Source organism: Streptomyces sp. SID13726, assembly GCF_010548375.1.
Taxonomy (GTDB): domain Bacteria; phylum Actinomycetota; class Actinomycetes; order Streptomycetales; family Streptomycetaceae; genus Streptomyces.
Genome location: NZ_JAAGLY010000034.1, coordinates 18113 through 31417, shown reverse-complemented (window position 1 = coordinate 31417; position 13305 = coordinate 18113). Strand labels below are relative to the sequence as shown.

Below are 13305 nucleotides of genomic sequence, written 5' to 3'. Positions count from 1 at the left end.
TCACCTCTGACTGGCAGGCTTGCCCGGAAGGCCGCTTCGGCTGCCCCCGCAGGAGTAGACGATCTCCACCGACCCTCCGGGCAGGGCCCGTTGGCTCTGGAAGGTCAGGCCGGCCTCCGCGCTGAGCGCGGGGGTCAGTTGTGTGCCGCCGCCGAACAGCAGGGGGAGGACGACCAGTTCGAGGCTGTCGAGGGCGCCGAGGGCGTGGAAGGTGCCGATCGTGCGGGGGCCGCCGATGAGGTGGACGTCTCCGCCGTGGTTGGCCGCACGGAGTTTCTCCAGCAGGCGGACCGGGTCGCTGTCGGTGGTGACGTGGTCGGGGGTGCCCTCCGGGCGGTGCGAGCCGAGGACGAAGACGTTCAGGTCGGGCCAGGGCCAGCGGCTGTTGGTGAGGGCGGGCTCGAAGGTCGTACGGCCCATGAGGGCCGCCTCGCAGTCCGCCAGGAACTCGCGGATCCCGTGGCTCTGGCCGGAGACGAACGCCGGGTCGGCGGTCAGGGCGGGCCAGCCGGACGGGGTGGTCACATAGCCGTCGGCGCTCATGCTCAGGCGGGCTCGGATACGCATGGTCTCTCCTCGGGTGGGGGGCGCTGTTCGCCCTCTCACCCAAGCGTCGATCGCGGGTCCCGCCGATCGACACGCCCGGCAGAAAAATCACCGGGCCCCCGTGGGAGCCCGGTGATCCTCCGTTCCGCTCAGGCCGTCGTCCACCACACGGTCGTGTCGCCCGGCACCTTCGCGTCGCCGTCGACCTCGGCCACCTCGCCGCTCGCGAGGAGGAGGCGGCCGTACGCCGGAGTCGTCACCGACTCGGTGCCGGTGTTGGTGACGCAGACGAACTCGCCGCGGCGGAAGGCGAGTACGCCCTCGGGGGCGCGGAGCCACTCGACGGAGGAGCCCGCGCCGAGGTCCGGGTGGGTGCGGCGGACGGACAGGGCCGTGCGGTACAGCTCCAGGGTGGAGTCCGGGTCGCCGGTCTGTGCCTCCACGCTCAGCTCGGCCCAGTCCGACGGCTGGGGCAGCCAGCTGCCGCCCGCGCCGAAGCCGTACGACGATCCCTCGCGCGTCCACGGGATCGGCACCCGGCAGCCGTCGCGGAAGCCGTCCTGGCCGGCGCCGCGGAAGTACGCCGGGTCCTGGCGCACGGAGTCGGGCAGGTCGACGACGTCGGGGAGGCCCAGCTCCTCGCCCTGGTAGACGTAGGCCGAGCCCGGCAGGGCCAGCATGAGGAGGGTGGCCGCGCGGGCTCGGCGCAGGCCCAGTTCCCGGTCGCCCGCGAGCCGGATCTGGGTGCCGAGGCCGGGCGGGTTGGCGAAGCGGGTGGCGTGGCGGGTGACGTCGTGGTTGGAGAGGACCCAGGTGGCCGGGGCGCCGACCGGGCGCATGGCCTCCAGGGTGCGGTCGACGACCGCGCGGAGTTCCTTCGCGTCCCATTCCGTCGACAGGTACTGGAAGTTGAAGGCCTGGTGGAGTTCGTCGGGGCGGACGTAGTTCGCGGTGCGTTCGACGGTCGGGGTCCATGCCTCGGCGACGAAGATGCGCTCGCCGGAGTACTCGTCGAGGATCAGGCGCCACTGACGGTAGATCTCGTGGACGCCGTCCTGGTCGAAGAACGGCATGACATCGTTGCCCAGCAGCTTGAGCTGGTCGTGGGAGCCGAGGTCGGGCAGGCCGTCCGCCTTGACCAGGCCGTGGGCCACGTCGATGCGGAAGCCGTCCACGCCCATGTCGAGCCAGAACCGCAGGATGGAGCGGAACTCGTCGCCGACGGCCGGGTGGTCCCAGTTGAAGTCGGGCTGCTCGGGGGCGAAGAGGTGGAGGTACCACTCGCCGGGCGAGCCGTCCGGTTCGGTGACGCGGGTCCAGGCGGGGCCGCCGAAGATGGACTCCCAGTCGTTGGGCGGGAGTTCGCCGTTCTCGCCCTTGCCGGGGCGGAAGTGGTAGCGGTCCCTGAGCGATGATCCGGGGCCCTCGGCGACGGCGCGCTTGAACCACTCGTGCTGGTCGGAGGAGTGGTTGGGCACCAGGTCGACGATGATGCGCAGGCCGAGCCCGCGGGCGTCGCGGATCAGCGCGTCGGCGTCGAGGAGGTTGCCGAACATGGGGTCGACGGCCCGGTAGTCGGCGACGTCGTAGCCGGCGTCGGCCTGCGGGGAGGCGTAGAAGGGGCTGAGCCACACGGCGTCCACGCCGAGGTCGCGCAGGTACGGGAGCCGGGTGCGGATGCCTTCCAGGTCGCCCATGCCGTCGCCGTTGCTGTCGGCGAAGCTGCGCGGATAGACCTGGTAGATCACCGCGTCCCGCCACCAGTCCCTGCGCGGGGCGGTGGCGAGGGGGGAGGTCGGTGCCGGGTCAGTGGCGGAGTGCTGCTGGCTCATGGCGTCCTTGGTACGTAACGGGGTCATGGGGTCAGAGGTGAGAAGAGTGACGAGGTGGCCGTAGCCACAGCGGGGTCGGATGGAGACCACGGCCACCTCGGGTCCTTGGGGGCGCGGGGCTGTATCGAAGTGCGGCTCCGCCGCGTGGGCGCGACCGGCCACGGCGAGGGCCGCAGCCGGAGAACAACGGCCGCCTACCCCTTCGTGCCGCCCGCCGTGAGTCCGGTCACGAGGTTCTTCTGCACGAGATAGAAGAACACCGACACCGGTATCGCGATCAGCACGGCCGTCGCCGCCATCAGGTTCCGCTGGGCGTCGTGCTCGCTGACGAAGCTCTGGAGGCCCACCGCGAAGGTGTACTTGGTGTCGGACAGCATGAACGTGGAGGCGAACGCGACCTCGCCGAAGGCGGTCAGGAAGCTGTAGAAGCCCGCGACCGCGAGTCCGGGTCGCGCGAGCGGCAGGATCAGCCGCGCGAACGTGCCGAAGGGGGTCAGCCCGTCGACGCGTCCGGCCTCGTCGATCTCGAACGGGATGGTGTCGAAGTACCCCTTGAGCAGCCAGGCGCAGTACGGCACGGCCGTCGAGCAGTACACGAGGACGAGTCCAAGGTAGCTGTCGATGAGCTTCAGGTCCGAGAGCATCTGGTACATCGGCACCATGAGTACGGCTACCGGGAACATCTGCGTGACCAGGAGCACCCACATGAACTTCCGGTAGCCCGGGAAGCGCATCCGGGAGACGGCGTACCCGGTGGTCGCGGCGATCAGTACGCCGATGACCGTGGTGCCGAGCGAGACGATCAGCGAGCTCTTGAGCCAGCTGAAGAACTCGGTGTGCTGGAGGACGAACGAGTAGTTGTCGAACGTCATCTTCTTCCAGATGCCGCCCGGGTGGAGGTAGTCGTCCTTGTCCGGGCCGAGGGACAGGAAGATCAGCCAGAGGATCGGGAACAGCGCGACGAGGCTCGCGACGATCAGGATGCCGTGCGAGACGAGCGAGCCGGCGAGGCTTGCGTCACCGCGGCCGCGGGTCCGGCGGGGTGCCTCGGCGGGCCGGTCGTTCACCGTGGCGGGGGTCTCGGCTGTGGTCGTACTCATGGGGGCTCCCGCCTCAGATCGCGAGCTGCTGGTCATTGCGGTTCAGCCAGCGGCGGTAGAAGGAGGTGAAGACGATCAGGATGGCCAGCAGCAGGATGCCGTACGCCGCCGACTGCGCGAAGTCGCGCGGCTGCTGTCCGAAGCCCAGGTAGTAGGCCCAGGTGACGAGGATCTGCGCGTCCGGGGCGGTGTTGCCGAACAGCAGGAAGATCACGGCGAACTGGTTGAACGTCCAGATGATGCCGAGCAGTACGACGGTGGAGCTGACCGAGCGCAGGCCCGGGAGGGTGACGTAGCGGAACCGCTGCCAGGCGCTCGCGCCGTCCATCTCGGCGGCCTCGTACAGGGAGGCGTCGATGGACTGGAGTCCGCCGAGCAGCGAGACCATCATGAACGGCACACCGCACCAGGTGTTGACCATGATCGCGGCGAACCGCTGCCAGAAGGTGTCCTCCAGCCAGGCCGGTGACGGCAGATGGAGTGCGTCCAGGGCGGTGTTGATGATGCCGCCGTCGGCGAGCATGAACCGCCAGCCGAAGACGGTGACGAAGGTCGGCACGGCCCACGGCAGGACGAGGATCAGCCGGTACAGGGTGCGGCCGCGCAGCTTCTGGTTGAGCAGCAGCGCGAGGCCGAGCCCGATGCAGTAGTGCAGGGCGACACACAGGGCGGTCCAGGCGATCGTCCAGATGAAGTGGGACCAGAAGCGGTCGTAGGCGGTGGGGCCCCACAGGATGTCGACGTAGTTGTCCAGGCCGATGAACTTGTAGGTGGCGTCGATGTGGTTGACGCCGATGGTGCGGGCCGTGTTGAGGCTGTTGGCGTCGGTGAGCGTGAGGTAGACGCCGTAGACCAGGGGGTAGAGCACGAGGACGCCGAGCACGACGGCCACCGGGGCGATCATCGCGTAGGCGTACCAGTGCCGTTGGTATCCGTGCTTCAGACGCTGGCCGAGCCCGGGGCGGGGCCCGTGGTCACCGCGGCGTTTGCCGGTCGCGCGGTCGATGGCGACTGTCATGGTTCTCGACACCTTCTGGAGGTTCAGGGGACGGGCCTGGGCACAGGCCGGCGGCCGCCGGATCCCTCCCCCCACGATCGGGGGATCCGGCGGCCACGCGGGCTCACTTGCTGAAGTCGGGCACCAGCTTGGCGATGGCGACCTCGGCGTTGCTCAGACCCTTGTCCAGGGACTCCTTGCCGCCGGCGATCTTCAGCAGCTCGGTGTCCAGCGGGGTCAGCAGGGAGCTGTACTCGGGCAGGGCCGGGCGGGGCTGGGCGGCCGAGAGGACCGTCTGGTAGCCGGCGATGCCCGGGTCGGCCTTGACCTCGGCGGTGTAGGCGTCGTCACGCGTGGGCAGCGTGGAGTTCTTCAGGGCGATCTCGGTCTGCGACTTGGCGGACGTCATGAAGTTGATGAACTTCTCGGCGGCCTTCTGGTGGGCGGCGTCCGAGCCGGCGTAGACCGAGAGGTTGTGGCCGCCGGTCGGGGCGCCGGACTTGCCGGTGGAGCCGGCCGGGACGGTCGCGATGCCGAGGTTGGCCTTGTCCGTGAAGGCCGTGCCCTTGTAGAAGTTCGTGATCTCCCAGGGGCCCTGGATGATCGCGGCGACCTTGCCGTTGACGAACGCGTCCTGGATGTGGGCGTAGGCGTCGGCGGTGGTGTCGGCCTTGTGCAGGCCCTTGCCGGAGAAGAGGCTCAGCCAGGTGCCGTAGCCCTTCTTGGCGGCGGCCGAGTTCACGGTGATCTTCTTGGCGGCGGTGTCGACGGTGTCGGTGCCCTCGCCGTAGAGGAAGGTCTGGGCGTAGTAGGCCTGGGTGGAGCCCCAGTAGCCGTCGACGCCGGTCTTCGCCTTGATGGTGGCGGCGGCCTTCTTCAGGTCGTCCCAGGTCTTGGGGGCCTCGACGCCGGCCTTCTGGAAGAGCTGCTTGTTGTAGACCAGGGCGAGGGTGTCGGTGACGAACGGCACGCCGTAGGTCTTGCCCTCGTACTTGGCCTGCTCGATCAGGTTCGGCTTGAACTTGGCCTGGTCGGCGAGGGCCTCGGTGCCGTCGAGCGGCAGGAAGTAGCCCTTCTTGGCGAAGGCGGGGGTCCAGCCGACGTCGGAGCGCAGCACGTCGGGGGCGCCGGACGCGCCGGCGGCGGTGTCGAACTTGTTCTGCGCCTGGTCGAAGGGGACGTTGACGTACTTGACCTTGACGTCCTTGTTGGCGGCCTCGAACTCCTTGATCAGGGCCTTGTACGTCGGCGCCTCATTGGTGGCGTTGGAGGTGTCCCACCAGGTGATGGTGGTCGGACCGTCGGCCTTGTCGCCGCTGTCGCTTCCGCCGCAGGCCGTCGCCGCGAGGGCGAAGGACGCCACCAGCGCGGTGGCCGCTATGCCACGCCGCATGAGATCTCCTTGAGGGTGATGGCCCGTGTGCTGCTGTGCTGCTGTGCTGCGAAGGGGGTCCCGTCCGCCTTCTCCGCCGGGCGTGGCCGAACGTAACAGCGTTGTAAGCCACACGAAAGACCTTGCAGAAAAAAACTGCAAGAAGACGTCGAAGTTATCCGGGCGTGACCTGTCGGCGACCCTCGTGAGACGCTTGTTTACAGGGATGAAGCCGTTCGGGAGCGGCTGTGCAAGACTCTGCAAGCTCTTGCCATCCCCCACCCGTACGGGAATCATCCCTTGCGGGACAAGGGGAGCCGACCAGAACTGAGGGACCGCGATGACGATACGGCCGGTACAGTCCGGTGCCGTGACCACACGGCTAGCCGACATCGCCGCCCAGGCGGGGGTGAGCGAAGCGACCGTCAGCCGCGTCCTCAACGGGAAGCCCGGCGTCGCCGCCACCACCCGCCAGTCCGTGCTGGCCGCTCTGGACGTGCTGGGCTACGAACGTCCGGTCAGGCTGCGGCAGCGCAGCGAGGGCCTGGTGGGGCTGATCACCCCGGAGCTGGAGAACCCGATATTCCCGGCGCTGGCCCAGGTGATCGGGCAGGCGCTGACCCGGCAGGGCTACACCCCGGTCCTGGCCACCCAGACCCCGGGCGGCTCCACGGAGGACGAGCTCACCGAGATGCTCGTCGACCGGGGCGTGGCGGGCATCATCTTCGTCTCCGGGCTGCACGCGGACACCTCGGCGGACATGCAGCGCTATGAACAGCTGCGGGCGCAGGGCGTGCCGTTCGTGCTGGTGGACGGCTTCTCCCCCAAGGTGCAGGCGCCGTTCATCTCCCCCGACGACCGCGCGGCGATGGCCCTGGCGGTGACGCATCTGGTGTCGCTCGGGCACACCCGGATCGGCCTGGCGCTGGGCCCCAAGCGGTTCGTGCCGGTGCAGCGCAAGATCGAGGGCTTCGTGCGCGCCATGCAGGACCAGCTGAACCTGCCGGCCGCGGACATCGAGGCCGAGCTGGTGCAGCACTCGCTGTACACCCTTGAGGGTGGTCAGGCGGCGGCGACCGCGCTCATCGACCGTGACTGCACGGCGGTGGTGTGCGCGAGCGACATGATGGCGCTGGGCGCGATACGCGCGGCCCGGCAGCGGGGTCTGGAAGTGCCGCGGGACGTCTCGGTCGTGGGCTTCGACGACTCCCCCCTGATCGCCTTCACCGACCCGCCGCTGACCACGGTCCGCAAGCCGGTGCCGGCGATGGGACAGGCGGCGGTACGGACGTTGCTGGAGGAGATCGGCGGAACGCCCGCGCCGCACAGCGAGTTCGTGTTCATGCCGGAGCTGGTGGTACGGGGTTCGACGGCCTCGGCACCCGGTCGTCCCTAGGGAGCACCCGGGGAGCACGGGTCGGGGCATCTCGTCCGTGGGGAGGAGAAAGGGACGGTCCGCCCGCCGTAGGACATGCGGGTCGAACCAGACCTTGGGATGATCGAGGGGTCAAGGCTTCTCTGGCAGACTTTGTGTCTATGGGTGACCCGACCGTGACCAGTCTGGAAGACCGCGAGAACGTGGCCCTCCCGGACTCCGGCACGGCCTCCGCCAAGCCCGGCCCGCTGCGTCGGCTGCGCACTCCGCGCCGACCGCGCCTGTGGTTCGAGATCCTGCTGATCGCGGTGAGTTACTGGACGTACTCACTGATCCGCAACGCCGTACCGGAGCAGAAGGCGGAGGCGCTGCGCAACGCCGACTGGATCTGGCGGATGGAGCACCATCTCGGCATCGCCGTCGAGGAGTCCGTCAACCACGCGGTCAACTCGGCGACTTGGCTCATCGTCGGGATGAACTACTACTACGCGACGCTGCACTTCATCGTGACGCTGACCGTCCTCGTCTGGCTCTTCCGTCACCACCCCGGCCGCTACGCGGCGGCCCGTCTGGTGCTGTTCGCGACGACGGCCGTGGCGCTGGTCGGCTACTACCTGTATCCCCTCGCGCCCCCGCGGCTGATGAACGGCGGGCACTTCGTCGACACCGTCATGGTCCACCAGACCTGGGGCTCGATGGCCTCCGGCGACCTCAAGCACATGTCCAACCAGTACGCCGCGATGCCGTCCATGCACATCGGTTGGTCCCTGTGGTGCGGCCTGACGATCTTCACCCTGGCGTCGGTCCCCTGGGTGCGGATCCTGGGCCTGCTCTACCCGGCGGCGACGCTCGTGGTCATCGTCGCCACCGCCAACCACTTCTGGCTCGACGCGGTGGGCGGCGTCCTGTGCCTCCTGTTCGGCTTCACGGTGGCCCGCCTCTGGTACGGCGCTCTGCCGTACCGGCTGCCGAGGGTGGTACCGGAGCGGCGCTCCCTGCTCTGACGAGGGCCTGTGGCGAAACTGGCACCTCCCCCCGCCCCTGAGGCCGCGGGGGAGCGTGCCGGGCGCCGCGCGGCAGACGCCACCTTCACGGCAGTCCCTAGCCCGCGGCCGCCTCCCGCAGCGCCGCGACGAACGCCTCCAGCGCCGGTTGCGGCAGCGCCGTCTCGCGTACGGCCGCGAGGATCGCCCGGGTGGGTTCCGGGCTCTTCAGCGGTCGTACGACGATGTCGGGGTGGCGTCCGGCCAGGCCGAGCCGCGGGATCAGGGTCACCCCGAGTCCCGCCGCCACGAAGCCCTGTGCCGTGGCGTAGTCCTCGCTGTCGACGACGAAGCGCGGCTGGAATCCGGCCGCAGCGCAGGCGGTGAGCTGGGCGTCGAGACAGGGGCCGGGCCACTCGCTGCCGACCCAGGGCTCACCGGCCAGGTCGGTGAGGCGCAGGCTGCGGCGGTCCGCGAGGGGGTGACCCTTCGGGAGCACGGCCAGGTAGGGATCGTCCAGCAGGTGCAGCAGTCGTACGCCGTCGTGCTCGCCCGGTCCGACGACCAGCGCCAGATCCGCCCGCCCCTCCCGTACCTCCGGCAGCGGGTCGGGGCCGGCCAGCCTCAACTCGATGCGCACGCCCGGCTGTTCGGCACGCAGCCGGGCCACCGCGGGGGCGACCAGACGGGCCCCGGCGGTGGCGAAGTAGCGCACCGAGAGCCGTCCCGTGCGGCCCGCGAGGAGATCCCCCAGGGCCGTCTCCGCCTCGGCGACCCGGCGGCCGATCGCGTCCGCGTGCTCGGTGAGCAACAGCCCGGCGGCGGTGGGCCGCACCCCTCGTCCGACCCGTTCGAGCAGCTCGGTCCCGGCCTCCTTCTCCAGCGCCGCCACCTGCTGGCTGATCGCGGAGGGCGTGTAGCCGAGCCGGGCCGCGGCCGCCGTCACGGAGCCACTGCTCACCACGGCGGCCAGCATCTGCATGCGTCGCACATCAAGCATGCAGTCCAGCTTAACGATGAGTCCAAGATCTTTCACTTGTCCTCACACATCCGGGCCGGGAGGGTGGAGTGCATGTCCCCCTCCTCCACTCTCCGCATGGCCGTCCTCGCGCTTCTGTGGGGCTCCGGCTTCCTCTGGATCAAGCTGGCCCTCGACCACGGCCTCTCCCCCGCCCAGATCACGATCGCGCGCTGCGTGCTGGGCACGGCGGTGCTGTTCCTCCTCGCCCGCGCGGCCGGCCAGCGCCTGCCGCGCTCCCGTGCCACCTGGGGTCACCTGACCGTGGCGGCCCTGTTCTGCAACGCCGTGCCCTTCGCCCTGTTCGCGATCGGCGAGCAGACCGTCGACTCCGGCATCGCGGGCGTCCTCAACGCGACCACTCCCCTGTGGTCCCTCCTGATCGGCGTCCTCCTCGGCACCGACCGCGCCCTGCGCCCACCGCGCCTGACCGGCCTGCTCCTCGGCTTCGCCGGTACGGTCCTGATCTTCGCCCCCTGGCACCGCTCGGGCCTGCTGACCTGGGGCGCCCTGGCCCTCCTGGCCGCGGCGGCGAGCTACGCGGTGGCCTTCGCGTACATGGCCCGCAAACTCACGTCGGGCGACGCCCCGTTGGCGTACTCCGCGGCCCAGCTCCTCATGGCTACGGCGTGGACGACCCTGTCACTGCCTGTCGCGGGACCGGTGGACGCCGACCTCACGGCGCTCGGGGCGGTGACGGCCCTGGGCGTCCTCGGTACGGGCGTGACCTTCTACCTCAACTACCGCCTGATCGCGGACGAGGGCCCGGTCGCGGCGGCGACGGTCGGCTACCTGCTGCCGGTCGTGTCGGTGGCCCTGGGGGCGGCGGCGCTGGACGAACGCGTCGGGCTACGAGTGCTGACGGGCATGGGGATCGTGTTGACGGGGATTGCGCTGACCCACTTGGGGGCGCGGGTGACTGCGCGACCAGCCCCCACCGTCCCGCAGCCGAAGACCGAACCCCACTACGCCCCGTAGAACAGTTCCTCCACAACTCCCCGGGCCCGCCGGGCAGTCCGCCGGTAGTCGTCCAGCATGTCCCCCACATGCCCCGCCTCGTACCCCAAGTACCGCCCCACCGCAGCCAGTTCACGTGCCTCGGAAGGGAACGTGTCCCCGGCCCGCCCCCGCACCAGCATCACGGCATTGCGCACCCGCGTGGCCAGCACCCACGCCTCGTCGAGGGTCGCGGCGTCCTCCGCGGAAAGGAACCCGGCGCCCTGCGCGGCAGCGAGCGCCGCGCGGGTACGCGTGGTCCGCAGCCCCGGCTCACCCGCCCCGTGCCGCATCTGGAGAAGCTGGACCGTCCACTCGACGTCCGACAGCCCGCCCGGCCCCAGCTTGGTGTGCAGCTTGGGGTCGGTGCCGCGAGGCAGCCGCTCGGACTCCATGCGTGCCTTGAGCCGCCGGATCTCCCGTACGGCGTCGTCGCCGAGCCCCGCCTCCGGGTACCGCAGCGGGTCGATCAGCTCGACGAACCGGCGCCCCAACTCCTCGTCCCCGGCGACCGGTTCGGCCCGCAGCAGCGCCTGCGACTCCCAGACCAGGGACCAGCGGCGGTAGTAGGCGGCGTACGACGTCAACGTCCGTACCAGCGGCCCCGACTTGCCCTCCGGGCGCAGGTCGGCGTCGATGAGCAGCGGCGGGTCGGCGCTCGGGATCTGGAGCAGTCGGCGCATCTCGGAGACGACCTTGTTGGCCGCGTCGGAAGCCACCCGCTCGTCGACGCCCTCGCGGGGCTCGTGGACGAACAGGACGTCCGCGTCGGAGCCGTAGCCGAGTTCGTGACCGCCGAAGCGGCCCACGCCGATGACAGCGAACCGGGTGGGCAGGGTGTCGCCCCAGCCGTCCCGCACGACCGCGCGCAGGGTGCCGGCGAGGGTCGCCGCGGTGAGGTCGGAGACGGCGCCGCCGACCCGGTCCATCAGGGCGCCCTGGTCCGGTTCGGCGGGCTGGGTCTCGGTGCCGTAGGAGCCGACGATGTCCGCGGCGGCCGTACGGAAGAGTTCGCGGCGGCGGACCCCGCGGGCGGCGGTGACGCCCTGCACGGCTCCGTCGGCGCGGCCGACCGCGGCGAGGATCTCCTGTTCGAGACCGGCCCGTCCGCGCGGTTCGAGCCCGCCGCCGTCGCCGTCCCCGAGGAGCGCCACGGCCTCGGGGGCGCGCATCAGGAGGTCGGGGGCGAGGCGTCCGGCGGACAGGACCCGGGCGAGGTTCTCGGCGGCGGCGCCCTCGTCCCTCAACAGCCGTAGATACCAGGGGGTCTTGCCCAACGCGTCCGACACCTTGCGGAAGTTGAGCAGTCCCGCGTCCGGGTCGGCGGACTCGGCGAACCAACCCAGCAGTACCGGAAGGAGGGTTCGCTGGATGGCGGCCTTGCGGGTGACTCCGGAGGCGAGGGCCTCCAGATGCCTGAGCGCGGAGGCCGGATCGGCGTACCCGAGCGCGACGAGCCGTTCGCGGGCCGCCCCGGCACTCAACCGGGCCTCGCCGGGGCCGAGTTGGGCCACGGCGTCCAGCAGCGGCCGGTAGAAGATCTTCTCGTGCAGCCGTCGTACGACGGAGGCGTGCCGCTTCCACTCGCGGATCAGGTCGGTCACCGGATCGGCGCGCAGGCCGAGCGAGCGGCCGAGGCGGCGCAGGTCGGCGTCGTCCTCGGGGACGAGGTGGGTGCGGCGCAGCCGGTAGAGCTGGATGCGGTGCTCCATGGAGCGCAGGAAGCGGTAGGCCTCGTCCAGTTGGGCGGCGTCGGCGCGGCCGACGTAGCCGCCGGCGGCGAGGGCCTGGAGGGCGTTCAGGGTGGTGCCGCTGCGCAGCGAGCCGTCCTCCCGGCCGTGCACCAACTGGAGGAGCTGTACGGCGAATTCGACGTCCCGAAGTCCGCCGGGCCCGAGCTTGAGCTGCCGGTCCAGCTCGGCGACGGGGATGTTCTCGACGACCCTGCGCCGCATCTTCTGCACGTCGGCGACGAAGTTCTCGCGCTCGGCGGCCTTCCAGACGAGGGGTTCGAGGGCCTCGACGTACTGTTCGCCGAGTTCGATGTCACCGGCGACCGGGCGGGCCTTGAGGAGGGCCTGGAACTCCCAGGTCTTGGCCCAGCGCTGGTAGTAGGCGAGGTGGCTGGCGAGGGAGCGGACGAGCGGGCCGTTGCGGCCCTCGGGCCGCAGGTTGGCGTCCACGGGCCAGATGGACCCCTCGACGGTGGTCTCGGAGCACACCCGCATCATGTGCGAGGCGAGCTTGGTGGCGGCGCGCAGGGCCTTGCCCTCGTCGGCCCCGTCGACGGCCTCCCCCACGAAGATCACGTCCACGTCGGAGACGTAATTCAGCTCGTGGCCACCGCACTTGCCCATCGCGATCACCGCGAGCCGGCACAGCGCGGCGTCCTCGGGTGCGGCCGTGCGCGCGATGGCGAGGGCGGCGCGCAGGGTCGCGGTGGCGAGGTCGGCGAGTTCGGCGGCGGTCTCGGCGAGGTCGGTGGTGCCGCACACGTCACGGGCGGCGATGGACAGCAGACAGCGGCGGTAGGCGACGCGCAGCGAGACGGGGTCGGTGGCCTCGGCCAGGCCGCGCTCGAACTCCTCGACGCCGGGGTGGAGATCGCGCGGTTCGTAGGTGACCAGCGCGTGCCAGTCCCTGGGGTGCCGGGCCAGATGCTCGGCGAGCGCCTCGGACGCGCCGAGCACCCCGAGCAGCCGGTCGCGCAACGGCTTCGCCGCTATCACCGTGTCCAGCAGCTCCCGGTCGGACTGCGCCTCCAGGAGCCGGACGAGTCCGAGCAGCGCCAGATCGGGGTCGGCGGTGGCCCCGAGCGCCTCCAGCAGCACCGGATCGTCGCGTACGGCGCTCAGCTCCGCGCTCTCCAACAGCCGCTCGGCGGCCGACGGATCGGTGAAACCGTGCCGCAGCAGCCGCGTGAAGGTACTGCTCCTGCGCCCCGGCGCCGACGTCATCCCCGGCCTCCCGTCCGATCAAGGTCGTGTCGATTGAGCGTAACCGGAGAGCGGGAGAGAAGCGCTGGGGTGCGGGTGGGTGGTTTCGGTGGGGTGGGGGGCGGTGTCCTGGGAGTGCGCGTCGGAGGC

Annotated in this window: 10 protein-coding genes; 3 read left to right on the top strand and 7 right to left on the bottom strand. The window is 70.7% G+C overall.

Annotation, left to right across the window (positions count from 1 at the left end; translation table 11 throughout):
- The 5 genes from G3I78_RS43255 to G3I78_RS43235 all read right to left on the bottom strand — a co-directional run bounded on the left by G3I78_RS43255 (position 1) and on the right by G3I78_RS43235 (position 5868).
- On the bottom strand, positions 1-567 hold the full coding sequence (locus G3I78_RS43255; RefSeq protein ID WP_164435330.1) for a dihydrofolate reductase family protein: 567 nt from the start codon (positions 565-567) through the stop codon (positions 1-3).
- Positions 568-695: 128 nt separating this feature from the next.
- Positions 696-2378, bottom strand: coding sequence for a glycoside hydrolase family 13 protein (locus G3I78_RS43250; RefSeq protein ID WP_164435418.1), 1683 nt, complete (start codon positions 2376-2378; stop codon positions 696-698).
- A gap of 194 nt (positions 2379-2572) precedes the next feature.
- On the bottom strand, positions 2573-3478 hold the full coding sequence (locus tag G3I78_RS43245) for an ABC transporter permease subunit (RefSeq protein ID WP_164435328.1): 906 nt from the start codon (positions 3476-3478) through the stop codon (positions 2573-2575).
- A 13-nt stretch (positions 3479-3491) separates the two neighbouring features.
- Positions 3492-4496, bottom strand: a complete 1005-nt coding sequence (locus G3I78_RS43240) for a sugar ABC transporter permease (RefSeq protein ID WP_164435326.1) — start codon at positions 4494-4496, stop codon at positions 3492-3494.
- Positions 4497-4599: 103 nt separating this feature from the next.
- Positions 4600-5868 carry an extracellular solute-binding protein gene (locus tag G3I78_RS43235; RefSeq protein ID WP_164435324.1) on the bottom strand — a complete coding sequence of 423 codons (1269 nt, stop codon included), beginning with the start codon at positions 5866-5868 and terminating at the stop codon, positions 4600-4602.
- Positions 5869-6217: 349 nt separating this feature from the next.
- Between G3I78_RS43235 and G3I78_RS43230 the strand changes: the two genes are divergently transcribed.
- Complete coding sequence (locus tag G3I78_RS43230) at positions 6218-7243, top strand: LacI family DNA-binding transcriptional regulator (RefSeq protein WP_343243991.1); 1026 nt, start codon at positions 6218-6220, stop codon at positions 7241-7243.
- Positions 7244-7383: 140 nt separating this feature from the next.
- The gene (locus tag G3I78_RS43225) at positions 7384-8226 is read left to right on the top strand and encodes a phosphatase PAP2 family protein (RefSeq protein ID WP_164435320.1); all 843 of its coding nucleotides are present in this window, start codon (positions 7384-7386) and stop codon (positions 8224-8226) included.
- 97 nt (positions 8227-8323) lie between these two features.
- Here the strand turns inward: G3I78_RS43225 and G3I78_RS43220 are convergent, their stop codons facing one another.
- A complete protein-coding gene (locus G3I78_RS43220; RefSeq protein WP_203616319.1) occupies positions 8324-9205 on the bottom strand; it encodes a LysR family transcriptional regulator in 882 nt (293 codons plus the stop codon).
- Positions 9206-9277: 72 nt separating this feature from the next.
- Between G3I78_RS43220 and G3I78_RS43215 the strand changes: the two genes are divergently transcribed.
- A complete protein-coding gene (locus tag G3I78_RS43215) occupies positions 9278-10201 on the top strand; it encodes a DMT family transporter (protein WP_203616318.1) in 924 nt (307 codons plus the stop codon).
- Here G3I78_RS43215 and G3I78_RS43210 read toward each other — a convergent pair.
- Positions 10189-13176 (bottom strand): bifunctional [glutamine synthetase] adenylyltransferase/[glutamine synthetase]-adenylyl-L-tyrosine phosphorylase, encoded by a 2988-nt coding sequence (locus G3I78_RS43210; protein ID WP_164435318.1) that lies wholly within the window; start codon positions 13174-13176, stop codon positions 10189-10191. The genes G3I78_RS43215 and G3I78_RS43210 overlap by 13 nt on opposite strands.
- Positions 13177-13305: the final 129 nt, after the last annotated feature.

Coding starts and splice junctions, on each gene's coding strand:
- G3I78_RS43255 (WP_164435330.1), bottom strand. CDS start 567: ATGCGTATCCGAGCCCGCCTGAGCATGAGCGCCGACGGCTATGTGACC.
- G3I78_RS43250 (WP_164435418.1), bottom strand. CDS start 2,378: ATGAGCCAGCAGCACTCCGCCACTGACCCGGCACCGACCTCCCCCCTC.
- G3I78_RS43245 (WP_164435328.1), bottom strand. CDS start 3,478: ATGAGTACGACCACAGCCGAGACCCCCGCCACGGTGAACGACCGGCCC.
- G3I78_RS43240 (WP_164435326.1), bottom strand. CDS start 4,496: ATGACAGTCGCCATCGACCGCGCGACCGGCAAACGCCGCGGTGACCAC.
- G3I78_RS43235 (WP_164435324.1), bottom strand. CDS start 5,868: ATGCGGCGTGGCATAGCGGCCACCGCGCTGGTGGCGTCCTTCGCCCTC.
- G3I78_RS43225 (WP_164435320.1), top strand. CDS start 7,384: ATGGGTGACCCGACCGTGACCAGTCTGGAAGACCGCGAGAACGTGGCC.
- G3I78_RS43220 (WP_203616319.1), bottom strand. CDS start 9,205: ATGCTTGATGTGCGACGCATGCAGATGCTGGCCGCCGTGGTGAGCAGT.
- G3I78_RS43215 (WP_203616318.1), top strand. CDS start 9,278: ATGTCCCCCTCCTCCACTCTCCGCATGGCCGTCCTCGCGCTTCTGTGG.
- G3I78_RS43210 (WP_164435318.1), bottom strand. CDS start 13,176: ATGACGTCGGCGCCGGGGCGCAGGAGCAGTACCTTCACGCGGCTGCTG.